The organism is Prosthecobacter sp. GW821-HT29F12 (assembly GCF_058803405.1).
Genome location: NZ_CM179517.1, coordinates 1,258,983 through 1,274,886 on the forward strand (window position 1 = coordinate 1,258,983; position 15,904 = coordinate 1,274,886).

The following is a 15,904-nucleotide window of genomic DNA, read 5'->3' on the forward strand; positions in this document are numbered from 1 at the left end:
ATGTCACACCTTGGGTCCCAGATAACGCAGCATGTCATCAAGTGTGTTCAGCTTGCCGTAATCCGCCTCCGGTATTTCCACACCGATTTTTTCATTCAGGGCGATGAGAAACTTGAGGAAGTCGAAGGAGTCGATGTCGAGGGTCTCGCGGATCTTCTGGTCGGGGCGCAGGCTTTCGGGATCGGACTCGGGCGCAATCTCGCGCAGGCCGGCAAGCAGGATGGCTTTGAGTTCAGATTCGATCATGGCTGGTCGGGAGTTTGCAGGTGGCGGTTGAGGGCTTCGAGAAACTGGGCGCCCACATGGCCGTCGGTGGCGCGATGATCCGCGGCAAGCGAGGCGGTCATCACCGGATGCACGCCGAGCATGCCATCTTTGGCCCAGGGCTGCTCCATGATTTTGCCGAGGCCCACAATTGCCACCTGCGGCGGATAGATGACGCCAAACACGGTCTCCACACCAAGATCGCCGAGGCTGGTGATCGTGATCGTCGCATCGGTCATCTCAGAACTGCGCAGACGACCGCTGCGCGCGCGGGGAATGAGGTCGCTCAAAGCGGCCATCACCTCATCGCTGGATTTTTTGTCCACATCATGAATGGCCGGAGCCACCAGGCCACCGCCTTTCATGGAGATGGCAAAGCCGAGATGAACCGCGTCAGAAACACGGTGCTCACCGTCGATCCAGAAGCCGTTGAGCTGCGGCACATCCCGCAGGGACTTCGCCAGCGCCTTCAGCAACGGAACCGCTGGCAGCAGGCGGTCCTTGATGCTTCGTTTTTGATTCTCGGCCTGCAGCCACGCCAGTGTGGCGCTCATGTCGATGCGAGTCTGCAGGTAGTAATGTGGAATCTCGCGTTTGGATTTCGCCATGGCGGCGGCGATGGCGCGGCGCATCGCGTCACCTGTCTTCGGCGCGGCTGGTTTGGCCGCGCGTTCGACATCCGCCGCCTCAATCGCGCCGGCCGGCCCGCTGCCACGCAGGCCTGCGATGTCGATCTTCAACTCCGCAGCGCGCCTGCGTGCCAGCGGGGAGATGCGCAAGCGCGTGACCGGCTTGGCGGCCAGCTCGACATCTTCGCGATCAATCAATCCGCCGGGCCCGGTGCCATGGCCGACGAGACGGTTCAAATCCACATGCAGTTCGGCGGCGATCTTCCTGGCCAATGGCGAAGCGTGAATGTGCGGCGTCTCAGGTGCCACCACAGGCGCTTCGATGGCGGGTGCCGGGCTCGTCGGTGGTGAAGTCGCCGCAGGCATGGCTTCGCTCGTCTTGATCACGGCCAGCAAGCTGCCAACGGGAATCTTGGCTCCGGGCTCGGTCACGAGTTTTTCAATCTCACCGGACACGAAGCATTCGACGTCGATGATGCCTTTGTCCGTATCGACCTCGGCGATGATCTGACCGCGTTTCACGGCATCGCCCGGCTTGACGTGCCATTTCACGAGGGTGGCGGACGCCATGTCCGCGCCGAGGCTGGGCATGACGAAATCAGCCATGGGAGCGGACGAGGTTTTGCACGGCGGCGATGATGGATTCCACCTGCGGCAACGCCGCAAGCTCCAGATGCTTTGCGTAAGGGATCGGCACCTCGGCGGCGCACACACGCTGCACCGGGCGGTCGAGTTCATAAAAGGCCTGCTCCATAATGCGGGCGCTGATCTCCGCGGAGATGCCGCCGCTGCGCCAGCCTTCATCGACGATGAGCACGCGGTGCGTCTTCGCCACGCTGCGCATGATCGTGGCATCATCCAGCGGGCGCAGCACCCGCAGATCGACGACTTCCGCGCGGATGCCTTCCTCCGCGAGCTTTGCTGCGGCGCTGAGTGACTTTTGCAAACTCGCGCCGTAGGTCAGGAGGGTGACGTCCGAGCCCGCGTACCGCACTTTGGCCGTGGAGATGTCCACCGGGCCCGGACTGGCGGGCAGCTCTCCCTCCATGACATACAGAGTCTGGTTTTCGAAGATCAGGACCGGATCTGGATCTTCCAGCGCAGTCGCGAGCATGCCGTAGCCATCCTCCAAAGTCGCGGGGGTCAGGACCTTGATGCCGGGGATGTGCGCATACCAGCCTTCGAGGCTGTGTGAATGCTGCGCCGCGAGCTGTTTGCCGCCTCCAGTCGCCATGCGGATGACAAGCGGCACATGGAACTGCCCACCGGACATGTGCAGCAGCGAGGCCGCCGTGTTCATGATCTGATCCAGCGCCAGCAGGCTGAAGTTGCAGGTCATGATCTCGACGATCGGCCGCATGCCACCCAGCGCCGCGCCGATGCCCGCGCCGACGAAGGCTGATTCCGCCAGCGGCGTGTCGCGGATGCGTTCCTCGCCAAATTCTGCCAGCAGACCGCGGCTCACCGCAAAACAACCACCATAGTGCCCCACATCCTCGCCCATCAGAAACACGCGCGAATCCTTCAGCAGCGCGCTGCGGATGCCCTCGCGCACAGCGTCACGATACGTCATCTTCTTCGGCTGATCGTTCGCGTTCATGATGCGGCCCCCTCCGAATAAACAAAGCGGGTCAGATCACTGACCGGCTCCCAGGTTCCCGCCTCGGCAAAGGCGACGGCTGCATCGACCTCTCTGGCGGCCTCGGCCTCCACCGCCTGCAGATCTGCATCGCTGAGCACCTTCGCCGCCTTCATCGCCTCGAAGAACAGCGGGATGGGATCACGCTTCTTCCATTCAGCCACTTCGTCCTTGGTACGATACAGCTCGGCATCAAACATGGAGTGCGCGCGAAAGCGGTAGGTGCGGCATTCGAGCAGGAAGGGCTTGCCCTCGCGCGTGGCGGCGATCGCTTTGCGCGCGGCTTCATCCACGGCGAGCAAGTCCATGCCATCGACGACCGCGTTGGCGATGCCGTAAGCATCGCCCTTGCTTGCCAGCTCGGTTTTCGACTCCGTGTAGCGCAGCGCGGTGCCCATGGCGTAGAGGTTGTTTTCGCAAACAAAGAGCACGGGAAGCTGCCACAGGCCCGCGAGATTCAGCGATTCGTGAAACTCGCCCTCCGCCATGGCGCCTTCTCCGAAGAAGCAGACGGTGACCGCCTTGCGATTTTGCATTTTGTCCGCGAGCGCCAGGCCGAGGGCCAGGGGCAGGCCGCCGCCGACGATGGCATTGCCGCCGCAGAAGCGCGTTTTCGCATCGAACAGATGCATCGAGCCGCCACGGCCACGCGCGCAGCCTTCCACCTTGCCGAACATTTCCGCCATGATCGAGTCCGCGCTCACGCCGCGCACCAGCGCCTGGCCATGCTCGCGATAGGTGGCCACAATGCTGTCTTCTGGCAGAAGCTGGTGGATGACGCCCGTGGCGATGGCTTCCTCGCCGATGTAGAGATGCATGAAGCCGCGAATCTTCTGCGCGCTGTACATCTCGACGCATTTTTCCTCGAAGATCCGGATGCGCACCATCTGCCAGAGCAGGCGGCGCGCTTGGTCGTGGTCGGGCAGGGGCGTGCTCATGTCAGTCGTTTTCGAGGGTGGAAAGATCGCCTTCCGGCAGGCCCAGTTCGCGGGCCTTGAGCAGACGGCGCATGATCTTGCCGCTGCGTGTCTTTGGCAGGCTTTCGACGAAGGCGATCTCCTTCGGGGCCACAGCGGGACCGAGGCGCTTGCGGCCAAAGCCGATGAGCTCCTTGCACAGCGCATCATCCGCCGCGTGTCCGGCCTTGACCACGACAAACGCCTTCACCAGCTGGCCGATGAGCGACTCCGGCTTGCCAATGACACCAGCCTCCGCCACCGCCGGATGCTCCATGAGAGCGCTCTCCACTTCAAACGGACCGACCATGTGACCGGAAGTCTTGATGATGTCATCCGCACGGCCGACGAACCAGAAGTAGCCGTCCGCATCACGCTTCGCGAGATCGCCACTGAGATACCAGCCGTCCACAAAGCACTTCGCATAGCGGGCCTCGTCATGCAGGTAGGCGCGGAACATCGAAGGCCAGCCGGGCCTGAGCGCGAGCTCGCCTTCCACATTGCTTTCCTGAATCACCTCAAGTCCCTGCTCGTCATGCTTCACGATGGCCGCCTCGATGCCTGGCAGCGGTTTGCCCATGGAGCCGGGGCGGATGTCCATGGCCGCATAGTTCGCGATCATGATCCCTCCCGTTTCCGTCTGCCACCAGTTGTCATGAACCGGCAAACCCAGCGCCTGCTGGCCCCACACGACGGCTTCCGGGTTCAGGGGTTCGCCCACGCTGTGGATGAGGCGCAGATGACTCAGATCGTACTGCGTGCGCGGTTCGCCGGGGATGCGCATGAGACGGCGGAGGGCGGTGGGGGCGGTGTACCAGACGGTGACCTTCTGATCCTGCAGCAGTCGATACCAGCGCTCGGCATCAAAGTCGGCTTCATCGACGAGATTCGTCACGCCATGCAGCAGCGGTGCAAAGATGCCATACGATGTGCCGGTCACCCAGCCGGGGTCGGCGGTGCACCAAAACACATCGTCGGGATGGAGGTCGAGCACATAGCGCCCGGTGGCGAAGTGCGTGAGCGCCGCCTGATGCACATGCACCGCGCCTTTGGGCATGCCGGTCGTGCCGCTGGTGAAATGCAGCAGCGCCATGTCCTCGGGGCTGGTTGGCGAAATCACAAACTGATCGCTCGCGGCGGCCATGAGCTTCGGCAGGGAGCGCACGCCGGCATCGAGATCATCCTCCGCATCCGCCAGCAGGATGAATTGCAGCATGGGCAGACGCTCGCGCAGGGTGCTTACCTTTTTTTCATACAGGGCCTTCGTCGTCACGAGCACCTTCGCATCGCCACGGCTCAGTCTCTGCCACACCGGCTCGGGTCCGAACTGCGAGAACAGCGGACAAAACACACTCACATTTTTCAGGGTTCCCAGCGCGGCGAAATACAGCTCCGGCACGCGGCCCATGAGCGCGAAGACACGCTCGCCTTTCCCGACACCGAGAGAACGCAGCACATTGGCAAACCGCGCCGAGCCCTGCGCCATGTCCTTATACGTCAGGTCGCGCACGCTGCCGTCCTTGCCGAGCCAGCGCAGCGCCAGATGTTCGGCACGCGGCCCGCTGGCATGACGGTCCACCGCTTCATGGGCGAGATTCAGGCCGCCGCCGTCCGGCAGTCCTGCCAGTTCAGCTCTGACAGCGTCCCATGAAAATTCGGTGCATGTTTTCGCATAGTCCACCAGGCATGGCCGGACCTGCCATGTGGCAATGTCTTTGGTGATGGGTGGGAAGTTCATCGCTGCATCCTCTCCTTATCCGCCGCTGCATTGCGTTCATTGAAAACGGGTGCCACGATTCCGCTGTCGCGATCAACGCCAATGCTGAAGCCGTCAAAAATATCGCCGAATTCTGCGGCTTTAATGACATTGCCCGGACGAGGCGAGAAGTTCATCGTGCAGCATTCCACGAAGTCACTTTCATGCTCGGCCTGTGTTGGCGAAGATGAGGCAGATCGTGTGACAAGGGCGCACATGGCGGGGATCAGGCAAGCGGCGGCGTGACAACAAAGACGGGCTTGTGCGCAAGGGCGATCACGGCCTGCACGGTGGAGCCGAGCAGGGCGGCTCCGGCGCGTGAGTGGCCTTTGGTTCCCATGCAGATGACATCCGCGCCCTTGCGCTCCGCCGCCTCGCAGAGGGCGGTGGCAAAATCACTGTGCGTCAGCACTTCGGTGGTGATGGTGACACCCGGCACCTGCGGGAAGTCAGCGGCCAGAGACTCAAACTTCTCCAGTGCTTCCTTCTTTGCTTGAGCTGTGATGAGGCTGTGGTCAAAGTACACTTCAGAAGCGATCACGGGATTGACGCCGCTGGTCGGCTCATGACAGACATGCACGAGATGGATCGCGCCGCCCGCAGGCAGCAGGCTGTGGGCATGGCGCAGGGCATGGGTGCAGATCTCGGAGAAGTCAGTCGCCAGCAGCACGCGATGGATCGAAGGAATGCGCGAGTCCGGCGCCGCGACGACTGCGGGCACGCAGAGGACGTTGGTCACGGCATGAGCCAGCACGTTGCGTGAAAAGGAGCGGCCCTTCAGACGGGCCAGTCCATGGCGCTGATGTGTGCCCACCACGAGCAGGCCGGACTTCTGTTCATCCGCCGTTTTCAGGAATTCCGCCGCGTGCTGACCGGCACCCTCGCGCACATGCACCTTCACCGGGAGGTCTCCGAGGATGCCATGCAGGCGCTCCCAGACATCACGCTGACAGGTGTCCTGCGGCTCATTGCCCACGATGGGATCCGCCGTGGGGTGCACGTAAGCGGCCTCCACTTCCACCGGCCCCATGGGGAGCAAGGTCTGCACGGCGCTGATGGCGGCATCTGCGGAGGCGGTGAAGTCCACGCCGCAGAGCAGGCGCAGCACGGCGTCTCCCTTGAGCCAGTCCAGCAGAAGCTCCCCCTGGCGCACCACCAGGGTGGGCACGGAGGAGGTTTCAGCGACATGTTCAGCCACGCTGCCAATGAGCAGACGTCCGGCCAGGCTCCTGCCGACCGAACTCAAGACGATCAACTGCGTGGACTGCTCCGCAGCGGCGTCGATGATCTCATAGCTGGCGCTGCCATGCCGCAGCTCCTCGGTGACCTGAATGCCGGTGGCGCGCAGCCGGTCTGCTTCTTGCTTGAGTTCCTCACGTATCAGCCGGTCATCCGGCACGACCACAGGTAGATCGCCCATGACGATGTAGTCCTGCGCAGCATGCACAAGCCGCACAGGAATGTGGAGTTTTTTGGCGAGCGCGGCAGCGACGTCTGCGGCGGCCATGGCGGACGGTGAAAAATCAGTGGCACAGAGAATTTGCATGGGATGGAGTGAGTGAAGGTTGAACAGGCGGTGGATGAAGGTGAAGGCGGGTGGTGGGGCTCAAACGCCGGAGGGGAATGTTTCTGGAACTTCACCAGCCATCCATGTGGCGGTGCGCTCCAGCGGCTCCACGGCACGCGTTTCGTCGAAGTGAAGGACGGCATCAAACTGCTCCGGCAGCCGGGTGTGGAAGTAATGGCTGTGACGCTCCGTTTCGGGGCGGTAGATGACGCCGATGGCGCGCTCCAAAAGCTGCTGGCTCAGGCCGTCTTTGAGCCTGCTGTTTCCCCGCAGCGGCAGCAGGAAGCGCTTGAGCCCGACCTCATGAAAGAGCGCCTCAAAACTGCCATGCAGTGCCGGGCGCACGCGTTTCCGCTCTGCCGGACCGCCCCAGTCTGAACTGGCGGTGACCGTGCCGTGGTACGTGGTGAAGCCCACGAGAACGGCCTTGTCTGCGCAGCGCTGGCGCATGAGCTGGCCCACGTTCCACTCCCCGCGATGCCCCATGGAGGTGGCGCGCGCATCCCCGAGGTGGGAGTTGTGCGCCCAGACCACGATCTTGGGCGGCCTGCCTTGCCGGGTCAGGTGGCGCTCCAGTTCCACCAGGGTCTCCACCATGTGGCTGTCACGCAGGTTCCAGGAGGACACATCGCTGCGGTACATCGTGCGGTAGTACTGCTCCGCATTTTTGACGAGGCGTGCGTTCTGCTCCGCCATGAAGAAGTCATCGGCAGCCACGCGGCCATCAAGTCGTGCCAGTTCGCTGGCGCGCGAATAGAGCTCGACAAACTGGCTGACGACGGCGTCTTCGCAGGAGTAGCCATGGCCCTGCGCGGTCTCAAACCCGTAGCGCTGCGAGTCACCGCCAAAGCTGTCAAAGCAGGCATAGCGCTCGCGTGCACGGGCGGCGGCTTCAGGATCAATCTTGTCGAGGTAGCCCAGCACGGCATCCATGGAGGAGTTCATGCTGTAGAGGTCCAGGCCGTAGAAGCCTGTCTTGGAAATGTCCGCAGACAGGTCGTCATTGTGCGCACGCAGCCAGCCGATGAAGTCCAGCACATCCGCATTGCGCCACATCCAGGCGGGAAAGCGCTTGAAGCCGCCCAGTGAGTCCACGGCGTCGAGGTCACCTCCTTGGCCATGCACATAGCGGTTCACGCGGCTGGCATCCGGAAAGTCGGCCTCCACCGCCACGGCGGTAAAACCTTTTTCGGTGATCAGCCGTTTGGTGATCTGAGCCCGCTCCCGGTAGAACTCATGCGTGCCGTGCGAGGCTTCGCCAAGCAGCACAAACTGTGCATCGCCGATGAGTTCGAGCAGGGAATCGTAGTCCGAGATCTCGCCCTCCCGCAAAGGGTGGGCGGCGGACCGCACGAGCGATCTGGCGGACATCTGGGCGGTGGCTTGCATGGTCAGTACCTCGCCGCCGTTGCGGTGTGATGTTTGACGTCACCGCGCAGCACGCGTGCGTAGTCCTCCAATTGCCTGCGCGCGGCGGCAAAGGCGTCACGAATGGCCACATACACATCCTTGTGGTCTGGATGCGCCTCCAGGTGCTTCTCCCATTCGCCGCTTTCACTCTTTGCGAGCGTGCTGTGCAGCGAGGGCTCGTGATTGACCACGATCTCGGAACCGGGGACGCGGAGGTTGATGCGGATGTGAAATTCGCTGCCGCGCTGGTGGTGCTGATGGGGCGCCTCGACAACGACGAGGCAGCTGGTGATGCGGCTGAAGCAGTGCTCCAGGGCCGCGACTTCTTCATGGATGCGCGCCTCAAGGGCGGGTGAGACCGCCATGTGGCGGAAGGTGATCTGGGTGGGTGTGTTCATAGGCAGTAAAATCGAATCAAACAGTTTTGGCGGATGGGGGGCGGTGTGCGGGTTCAGACCTTCACGATGACAAATTTCGTCCGGCCATTGCGGAGGATTTTGAGGCGCATGATCTCGCCGGGCGCGCCTCTGGCGGCCATGGCCTCGGCCACGTTCTTCACCTGCTTGTGGTTGATTTGCACGATGAGGTCTCCTTCCTCCAGGGCTTCATAGGCGGCGGAATTTTTATCCACCGAGGTGACGATGACGCCCTGCACCTCGCTTGAGACCTGGTATTCCTGGCGGAGGTCTTCCGTGAGATTTTCAATGGCGACCCCCTTGATGAAGGTGTCTCCGGATTTGGAGGCATCCTCCTCGGACGTTTTGTTTTCGGTCTTGGCACCGACCTTTTCAGGAAGCGGTCGCAGCGTGGCCGTCAGATCCATCTGCTCCGCGTGTTTGAGCTGGTCGTTGTAGCGCACCACGCGGAACTTCACCTCCGTCCCAGGATGATTGGCGCTGACGATGAGGCGCAGCTGAGCCGGGCCGGTGACCTTCTGGTCATTGACGGCGATGATGGCGTCCCCTTCATGAAAGCCCGCTTTGGCCGCCGGGGAATCCGGCACGATGGAATTGACCAGCACGCCGCTCCCATGCTCCACCCCCAGGTAATCCGCCATGTGGGAGTCGAGGCTGTCCATCTCGATGCCAAGGAAGCCGCGCTGGACCTTGCCGCCCTCCAGCAGATCACGCGCCACGGAGATGGCCATGTTGATGGGAATGGCCAGGCCGATGCCGGCAAACATGCCGCTGCGGGTTTCAATGGCGGCGTTCAGGCCCACCACACGCCCGCGCTCATCCAGCAGCGGGCCGCCCGAGTTGCCGGGATTGATCGCGGCATCGGTCTGAATGAAGTTCTCATACCCCGCCTGACCCTGCTGGGGCTTGCCGATGATGCCCAGCTCACTCCGCCCCAGCCCGCTGATGATGCCGTGAGTGACGGACTGCTCAAGACCCATCGGCGAGCCAATGGCCAGCACCACATCCCCCACGCGCATCTTGGAGCTGTCGCCGATCGTCGCGGGACTCAGGTCATCAACATCGATCTTGATCAGGGCCACATCGGTTTGCGGATCCGTGCCCACCACCTTGGCGGTGTAGTCCCGGCCTCTTCCGGGAATTCCCACCTTCAGTTCGTCCGCGTTGTCCACGACGTGGTTGTTGGTGAGGATGTAGCCGTCGGAGGTGAGGATCACACCGGAGCCGAGGCCGGTCTGCACGGGTTTGCTCGGGGCAGGGCGGCGTTTTTCACGCGGTGCATTGGGTTCACGGCGTCCGAGCCAGTCGCCGAAAAAATCACGGAACATCGGCGGCAGATGCTCCAAGTCGTCGGCATCAAAATCAAAGCCGAAGCCGCCTCCGGCTTTTTTGGAGTAGGTGCCGATGCTCACCACGCTGGGCAGAATGCGCTGGACCACATCCGCGTAGCCGCCGGAAGGACCGCCGGCAGGATGAGTCTCGGAGCTGTCCCGCAGGAGCTTTTTGTCAAAATCCGCACCCTTCATGTGCGGTCTTGCCATTTCAGCCAAGAGGATCGACGCGGCCAGCAATGAAGTGCTGGCGATGATGATTTTGAGATGCTTGGTTGTTTTCATGCAGAGTGTGAGGGTGGAATTTTTCACTGGGCTTCCTTCAGGGGCTCGCGGTTGATTCCCGCATGCCGGAGGACATCAATGACCAGGCGGTCAAAAGCTGGGGCGACCGTGGCATTCGTGCCGAAAGAAGAGCAAAGCTCTTGCATGGCGGTGAACATGATCGCAGCCTCGTTCGGTGCGGCACGGCGTGCCTGGCACTCCCGGATGACGGTGGGGTAAAGCTGCAGATGGGTGATCCGCTTGTCCTCCACCGTGATCTCAAAGACCCAGGAGCGGTCGTTGTGCTCGATGGGATTGACCGTGTAATCATCCACAAAATCGCCCGTGGAATACAGGATCAGCCCGCCTTCAAAAACCTCAACGCCACGTGGGACATGGGCCGAATGGCCGAAGATCACATCCGCACCCGCGCGGATGAGACCATGGGCCAGCGTGGTGTGCAGCGCTGGCGGGTGCGCGCCCCAGTTGCCACCCCAGTGGGCGGCCACGATGAGAACATCCACCTCCTTGCGCGCCTGATGCACCTTGTTGAGCAGTTCCGCGATCTGCTCCCCATGCGATTCCACCGGCACATAAAAAATGCCGGGATGCTCTTCGCCTGCCTCCCATGCAGGCTCGTTGTCCGTGAAGGAAAGGAAGCCGATGCGGACGCCCCGCACTTCACTGATGGCGAGCTGCGAGGCCTCCTTCCGGTTCAAACCGGCTCCACTGTGGGAAACGTGGGCGCCATCTAGCAGCTTCAGCATTTCCACCATGCCGCGATGGTTGAAGTCGAGCGCATGGTTGTTCGCCAATGAGACGGCATCAATCCGCGCCGTCTGCAGCACCGCGAGGTTTTTTGCATCCGTCTTGAAGTGATAGAGCTTGGGTGAGCGCCCCCAGGGAGAGCCGTGGTCCGTGATGACGCACTCCAGATTGCAGGCGCGCCAGTCCGCCCCGTGGAGGAGCGGCAGGGTGTCGCCCCAGGGATATTCCGGCGGCTGGGTGAGCAGCCGTTCATTGACCAGACGGCCCAGCATGACGTCACCGACGAGAAGAAGCTTGAGAGGGGAGTTCATGTATTGGCGGTGTCAGTGATTTTGTTCGAGGCAGTCCGAAGCAAACCGGTGGCTCGGAGGCCAAACTGCCGGGCGGGTTCCACCCCACAATGAGCAGGAGTTCTCTATGTTTCTCAGGCGCTGGATGAGGAGCCCTCAGGGTCTGGCGCATGCCATGAAAGAAGGCATGAGGTCATGCCTGCCATTCCCCACGCAGCACCATGCAAGGCTGCAATCCTCCGTGTCAGCTGGCAGGGGAGGGCACAGGTGTCTGCGCATGCAGCGGTCGGATTTCAGACAGCGTGGTCAGACCGGCGGCAACCTTTTCAATCGCATCCGCCAGCAAAACCCGGGTGCCGGATGCCTCGACGTGCTCTTGAAGAGCAGGCTCGTCGGCTCCGTGCAGGATGAGAGTGCGCGCTTCTGCGTTCAGCCGCCACACTTCGAAGATGCCTGCACGGCCTTCGAACCCGGTGCCGGCGCAGGCATCACAGCCCACGGGTTTCCACAGCAGTGCGGGGGCGGCCGCTCCCTGCGCGCTGAACCACTCCTTCTCGGTTTCGGTGATTTCCGTCACGGCGCGGCAGTGTGAGCACAGGCGGCGGACGAGTCGCTGCGAGACCACGACTTCCAGCGCCGCACAAATCTCCCAGTTTTTCACGCCATAGTTTCGCAGCGCGGTCACCGCGCCCACGGCATCTCGTGCATGCAGGGTGGAAAGCAGCGCCTGCCCGCTGCCCGCCGCAGTGATGGCTGCATGCGCGCTCTCCCGATCACGGACTTCACCGAGCAGCAGATAGTCCGGGTCGATCCGCAGCATGGCCCGGAGGGCGTCTGAAAATGTCAGTCCGCGTTTTTCATTCACCTCGATTTGTGTGATGCCATCCAGGCTGCATTCCACCGGATCTTCCAGGGTCACAATACTGCGCGGCTGCTGCTGCAGTTCACGCAGCATGGCGTACAGCGTGGTGGTTTTTCCGGCTCCCACCGGCCCGCAGACCAGCAGCATGCCCTGGATCTGGGCCAGCCAGTGGCGCAGGTGGGATTGATCTCCCTCGGACATGCCGGTCTCTTCCAGGCGCAGCACCGGCCGCAGGCCATCAAGAAGTCGGATGCCCAGCATCTCGCCGCTTGGGGTGGGCACGGCTGTGATGCGCAGATCCAGCAGCATTCCGTTGACCTCCATGCGGGCGTGACCGTGCTCCGCACGTGACAGGGCTGACGTGTCCATTTGCGCCAGCACTTTGAAGTAGGTCACAAGGTGCTGCCCAGATAGGCGTGGCACCAAGGCCACATCATGCAGCTGGCCGTCCATCCGCATGCGAATTCGTGTTGCCTCGGCTCCCGGCTCGATGTGCAAATCCGAGGCTTTCCAATGTGTGGCGTCTGCGGCAAGTGCTATGGCAAACTCCTCGGTGAAGGGCAGATCCGCTGGTGGCGGATGCCTTCGCAGCAGCTCTTGATAACGAACCGCGAGACGTGGTTCGATGGGGCGCTTGTTGAGGGGTGGCGTCGAATGAATCATGGTGTGATGGATGAGATGCCGAGGTCACTCGAAGTAGGCCTTGATGACGTATTGGGAGACCATGCGCTGAGTGTTGAAGAAGGAGCCGTTGAGCGAGATGCAGTGGCGCATCACATCCGTGAAGCGGTCACGGTCACGGTAGAAAAGCGGCAGCACCACGTGCTCGAGCTTGTCATACAGGGCGGCGGCATCGCACGCATTGCGCTCGGGATGACTGCGCTCCATGGCGCAGTTTTCGCCAATGGCCCAGCCCGTCTCGCCTTCGATCCAGCCCTCGATCCACCAGCCATCCAGAATGCTCAGGCTGGGCACGCCATTGAGCGCCGCCTTCATGCCGCTGGTGCCGGAGGCTTCCATCGGCGGCTGCGGCGTGTTCAGCCACACATCCACACCTGCGGTCATCAGCTTGCCCAGCTCAAGATCATAATTGGGCAGATACACCATCTGGATGTTTTGATTGAGGCCTTCCTTGACCCGGATGATCCGCTGGATGGCCTCCTTGCCTTGAAAGTCATTGGGATGCGCCTTGCCACCGTAGATGATTTGCAGCGGCCCTGCGCTGGCGGCGATCTGCCTGAGGCGCTGCACATCGCTCACCAGCAGGTCGCTGCGCTTGTAAGCCGTGGCACGGCGTGCAAAACCCAGGGTGAGCCTTTTCAAGTCAAGCGCCACGCCCGTGTCATGGCGCACACGATCCAGCAGCTGCTGCTTGGCCACCAGATGCGCCTCCCAGATTTCCGTCAGTGGAAGGCTGTGGGCAAAGCGCAGACTGAAATTGTCAGCGCGCCAGCCGGGGATGTGGCGGTCAAACAGCGCCTGAAACGGCGGTGAGGTCCACGAGGCCGCATGCACGCCATTGGTGATGGAATCAATCTTGTAGTGGCTGAACATCAGCTGCGATGTCTCTGCATGCTTCTTCGCCACTCCATTGACATAGTGGCTGAGATTCAGCGCCAGGAACGTCATGTTTAGCGTGCCCCCGCAGCAGAAAATCTCCTGCATCTCCGTGACCTCCGCACGCCCCAGAACGCGGGTCACGAGATCCAGCCCGAATTGATCATGGCCGGAGGCCACGGGCGTGTGCGTGGTGAAGACACACTGGCGGCGCACGCATTCCACATCCTCATGATTGAAGGTGGGGCGGCCGGCATTGCGCGCGCATTCATCGAGCAATTCCAGTCCCAGCAGCGCGGCGTGGCCTTCGTTCATATGATAACGGGTCAGCGCCTTGCAGCCCAGCGCACGCAGCATGCGCACACCGCCGATGCCAAGAACCACTTCCTGGCAGATGCGGTAGCAGGCGTCTCCCCCGTACAAGAAATGCGTGAGCGTGCGATCCCAGGCTGAGTTTTCCGGGAGATCCGTGTCGAGGAAGAACACCGGCACGCTGACGCCGCCCGGTGCCCGGACTTCGTACTTCCACGCGCGCAGATGCACGGTGCGGCCTTCGATGCACACACTGACGCGCGGTGCCTGTTCCTCCAGATGACCGCCGATGTCCCAGTCGCAGGGTTCCTCACGCTGCCAGCCGCTGGCATCCAGTTTCTGATTAAAATATCCCTTCCGGTGCAGCAGGGTGACGGCCACCATGGGCACCTTCAGCTCCGCCGCAGAGCGCACCGTGTCACCTGCCAGCACCCCCAGCCCCCCTGCATACGTCGGCATGGCGGAGTCCAGGGCGATCTCCATGGTGAAGTAGGCGACGAGCGGTTCATTCATGACCCGGACACAGCTTGCGTTTCATGGCACGCCGCCCGCGCCAGCACCAGTCTGACTTCATCATCGGTGGTCTGGGCGAAGTCTTCATACCAGCGGCTGACACCCCCAAAATCCTCCGGCATCGTGAGCACCACCAGATCATCCACCAGAGGATTCAATGCCGCGCATGAGTCAGGCGCGGCCACGGGCACGGCGATGATGATCTCCTTCGGATGCTGCTGCCGCAGGGCCAGCACGGCGGCCCGAATCGTGGAGCCGGTGGCAATGCCGTCATCGATCAGAATGACCGTTCTGCCCGCGACTTCCGGAGCGCCGGTGTGTCCACGATAGGCCATTTCACGGCGGTGCAGCTCCTTCAACTGAGCGGCGGCTTCGGCTTCAAGCGCTGCGCGCGGAATGCCCAGCGCACGCATCATGTCATGGTCGACCACCTGCACACCACCGCTTGCAATGGCGCCCATGGCGAGTTCTTCATACCCGGGCACACCCAGCTTGCGCACCACCAGCACATCCAGCGGCGCATGCAGTTTGCGCGCCACCTCATAGGCCACGGGCACGCCGCCACGTGGCAGGCCGAGGACGATCACGTCCTCCCGGTTGGCATGCTTCATGAGTGCTTCGGCCAGCAGCTGGCCGGCATGCACACGGTTGTTAAAAACAAGCGGCTTCATGCGGCGATGCTCCAGTCGTCAGAAATGTCCATGTGACTTTTGAACCAATGCGCGCTCATCTGCGCCACCTGTTCCAGCTTGCCCGGTTCTTCAAAGAGATGCGTGGCACAAGGCACGACGCGAAACTCTTTTTCACAGCGCAGCTTTTCATAAGCTTCGCTGTTCAGGCAGAGAACCATTTCATCATAGCCGCCGACAATCAGAAGCGTCGGCGCGCATACCTGAAAAAGGGCGTTGCCAGCGAGGTCGGGACGTCCGCCGCGCGAGACCACGGCGGCAATTTGGTCGCCGAGTTGCGCCGCCGCCATCAGCGCGGCTGCCCCGCCGGTGCTGGCCCCAAAGTAGCCCAGCTTCAAGCCACGCGTTTCCGGCTGCTCCGCAAGCCAGCGCGTTACACTGACGAGCCTCTGCGTCAGCAGATCGATGTCAAAGCGCAGCGTGCTGGTGTTCGCGTCCTGCTGCTCCTCCTTTTGCGTCAGCAGATCAAACAGCAGGGTGCCGAGGCCTGCCTCGCGAATGATCCTGGCCACGAATTGATTGCGCGGGCTGTGCCGGCTGCTGCCGCTGCCATGCACAAAGAGCACCACCCCGGGCGCATTGGCTGGAAGTTCCAGCTCTCCTTTGAGCTCCACGTATCCCGTGGGAATCTTCACCGTGGTGGGCGGCACTTTTTTAGAAATCCGAGGGGCGGTTTTCATA

The 15,904-nt window shown here is 62.2% G+C and carries 15 protein-coding genes; all 15 read right to left on the reverse strand.

The window, feature by feature from the left end; translation table 11 throughout:
• Nucleotides 1-3 precede the first annotated feature (3 nt).
• Nucleotides 4-246 (reverse strand): acyl carrier protein, encoded by a 243-nt coding sequence (locus tag AC3RLQ_RS05245; protein WP_422321866.1) that lies wholly within the window; start codon nucleotides 244-246, stop codon nucleotides 4-6.
• The gene (locus tag AC3RLQ_RS05250; protein ID WP_493035002.1) at nucleotides 243-1,499 is read right to left on the reverse strand and encodes a dihydrolipoamide acetyltransferase family protein; all 1,257 of its coding nucleotides are present in this window, start codon (nucleotides 1,497-1,499) and stop codon (nucleotides 243-245) included. Before AC3RLQ_RS05250 ends, AC3RLQ_RS05245 begins: the two co-directional genes overlap by 4 nt.
• A complete protein-coding gene (locus AC3RLQ_RS05255; RefSeq protein WP_493035004.1) occupies nucleotides 1,492-2,493 on the reverse strand; it encodes an alpha-ketoacid dehydrogenase subunit beta in 1,002 nt (333 codons plus the stop codon). Before AC3RLQ_RS05255 ends, AC3RLQ_RS05250 begins: the two co-directional genes overlap by 8 nt.
• Nucleotides 2,490-3,470 carry a pyruvate dehydrogenase (acetyl-transferring) E1 component subunit alpha gene (pdhA, locus tag AC3RLQ_RS05260; RefSeq protein WP_493035006.1) on the reverse strand — a complete coding sequence of 327 codons (981 nt, stop codon included), beginning with the start codon at nucleotides 3,468-3,470 and terminating at the stop codon, nucleotides 2,490-2,492. Before pdhA ends, AC3RLQ_RS05255 begins: the two co-directional genes overlap by 4 nt.
• Before the next feature lies 1 nt (nucleotide 3,471).
• Nucleotides 3,472-5,226, reverse strand: a complete 1,755-nt coding sequence (gene acsA, locus AC3RLQ_RS05265) for an acetate--CoA ligase (protein WP_493035008.1) — start codon at nucleotides 5,224-5,226, stop codon at nucleotides 3,472-3,474.
• Nucleotides 5,223-5,462 carry a hypothetical protein gene (locus tag AC3RLQ_RS05270; RefSeq protein ID WP_493035010.1) on the reverse strand — a complete coding sequence of 80 codons (240 nt, stop codon included), beginning with the start codon at nucleotides 5,460-5,462 and terminating at the stop codon, nucleotides 5,223-5,225. Before AC3RLQ_RS05270 ends, acsA begins: the two co-directional genes overlap by 4 nt.
• An 8-nt stretch (nucleotides 5,463-5,470) precedes the next feature.
• Nucleotides 5,471-6,790 (reverse strand): universal stress protein, encoded by a 1,320-nt coding sequence (locus AC3RLQ_RS05275; protein WP_493035012.1) that lies wholly within the window; start codon nucleotides 6,788-6,790, stop codon nucleotides 5,471-5,473.
• Nucleotides 6,791-6,850: 60 nt separating this feature from the next.
• Nucleotides 6,851-8,200 carry an erythromycin esterase family protein gene (locus tag AC3RLQ_RS05280; protein ID WP_493035014.1) on the reverse strand — a complete coding sequence of 450 codons (1,350 nt, stop codon included), beginning with the start codon at nucleotides 8,198-8,200 and terminating at the stop codon, nucleotides 6,851-6,853.
• Between the two features lie 2 nt (nucleotides 8,201-8,202).
• On the reverse strand, nucleotides 8,203-8,619 hold the full coding sequence (locus tag AC3RLQ_RS05285) for an HPF/RaiA family ribosome-associated protein (protein WP_493035016.1): 417 nt from the start codon (nucleotides 8,617-8,619) through the stop codon (nucleotides 8,203-8,205).
• Between the two features lie 53 nt (nucleotides 8,620-8,672).
• Nucleotides 8,673-10,253: a Do family serine endopeptidase gene (locus AC3RLQ_RS05290; protein WP_493035018.1), complete on the reverse strand. Its 1,581-nt coding sequence runs from the start codon at nucleotides 10,251-10,253 to the stop codon at nucleotides 8,673-8,675.
• Between the two features lie 23 nt (nucleotides 10,254-10,276).
• A complete protein-coding gene (locus AC3RLQ_RS05295) occupies nucleotides 10,277-11,311 on the reverse strand; it encodes a CapA family protein (protein WP_493035020.1) in 1,035 nt (344 codons plus the stop codon).
• A gap of 223 nt (nucleotides 11,312-11,534) precedes the next feature.
• Nucleotides 11,535-12,815 carry a GspE/PulE family protein gene (locus AC3RLQ_RS05300; protein ID WP_493035022.1) on the reverse strand — a complete coding sequence of 427 codons (1,281 nt, stop codon included), beginning with the start codon at nucleotides 12,813-12,815 and terminating at the stop codon, nucleotides 11,535-11,537.
• A 24-nt stretch (nucleotides 12,816-12,839) separates the two neighbouring features.
• Nucleotides 12,840-14,534 (reverse strand): alpha-glucan family phosphorylase, encoded by a 1,695-nt coding sequence (gene glgP, locus AC3RLQ_RS05305; RefSeq protein WP_493035024.1) that lies wholly within the window; start codon nucleotides 14,532-14,534, stop codon nucleotides 12,840-12,842.
• The gene (locus AC3RLQ_RS05310) at nucleotides 14,531-15,205 is read right to left on the reverse strand and encodes a phosphoribosyltransferase (RefSeq protein WP_493035026.1); all 675 of its coding nucleotides are present in this window, start codon (nucleotides 15,203-15,205) and stop codon (nucleotides 14,531-14,533) included. Before AC3RLQ_RS05310 ends, glgP begins: the two co-directional genes overlap by 4 nt.
• Nucleotides 15,202-15,903 (reverse strand): dienelactone hydrolase family protein, encoded by a 702-nt coding sequence (locus AC3RLQ_RS05315; RefSeq protein WP_461527794.1) that lies wholly within the window; start codon nucleotides 15,901-15,903, stop codon nucleotides 15,202-15,204. The genes AC3RLQ_RS05310 and AC3RLQ_RS05315 overlap by 4 nt, the downstream gene beginning before the upstream one ends.
• Nucleotide 15,904: the final 1 nt, after the last annotated feature.

Excerpts from the sequence above, each read along its gene's own strand:
- pdhA (WP_493035006.1), bottom strand. The coding sequence starts at position 3,470 with ATGAGCACGCCCCTGCCCGACCACGACCAAGCGCGCCGCCTGCTCTGG.
- AC3RLQ_RS05300 (WP_493035022.1), bottom strand. The coding sequence starts at position 12,815 with ATGATTCATTCGACGCCACCCCTCAACAAGCGCCCCATCGAACCACGT.
- AC3RLQ_RS05275 (WP_493035012.1), bottom strand. The coding sequence starts at position 6,790 with ATGCAAATTCTCTGTGCCACTGATTTTTCACCGTCCGCCATGGCCGCC.
- AC3RLQ_RS05245 (WP_422321866.1), bottom strand. The coding sequence starts at position 246 with ATGATCGAATCTGAACTCAAAGCCATCCTGCTTGCCGGCCTGCGCGAG.
- AC3RLQ_RS05255 (WP_493035004.1), bottom strand. The coding sequence starts at position 2,493 with ATGAACGCGAACGATCAGCCGAAGAAGATGACGTATCGTGACGCTGTG.
- AC3RLQ_RS05285 (WP_493035016.1), bottom strand. The coding sequence starts at position 8,619 with ATGAACACACCCACCCAGATCACCTTCCGCCACATGGCGGTCTCACCC.
- AC3RLQ_RS05250 (WP_493035002.1), bottom strand. The coding sequence starts at position 1,499 with ATGGCTGATTTCGTCATGCCCAGCCTCGGCGCGGACATGGCGTCCGCC.
- AC3RLQ_RS05290 (WP_493035018.1), bottom strand. The coding sequence starts at position 10,253 with ATGAAAACAACCAAGCATCTCAAAATCATCATCGCCAGCACTTCATTG.
- AC3RLQ_RS05310 (WP_493035026.1), bottom strand. The coding sequence starts at position 15,205 with ATGAAGCCGCTTGTTTTTAACAACCGTGTGCATGCCGGCCAGCTGCTG.
- AC3RLQ_RS05295 (WP_493035020.1), bottom strand. The coding sequence starts at position 11,311 with ATGAACTCCCCTCTCAAGCTTCTTCTCGTCGGTGACGTCATGCTGGGC.
- AC3RLQ_RS05280 (WP_493035014.1), bottom strand. The coding sequence starts at position 8,200 with ATGCAAGCCACCGCCCAGATGTCCGCCAGATCGCTCGTGCGGTCCGCC.
- glgP (WP_493035024.1), bottom strand. The coding sequence starts at position 14,534 with ATGAATGAACCGCTCGTCGCCTACTTCACCATGGAGATCGCCCTGGAC.
- acsA (WP_493035008.1), bottom strand. The coding sequence starts at position 5,226 with ATGAACTTCCCACCCATCACCAAAGACATTGCCACATGGCAGGTCCGG.
- AC3RLQ_RS05270 (WP_493035010.1), bottom strand. The coding sequence starts at position 5,462 with ATGTGCGCCCTTGTCACACGATCTGCCTCATCTTCGCCAACACAGGCC.
- AC3RLQ_RS05315 (WP_461527794.1), bottom strand. The coding sequence starts at position 15,903 with ATGAAAACCGCCCCTCGGATTTCTAAAAAAGTGCCGCCCACCACGGTG.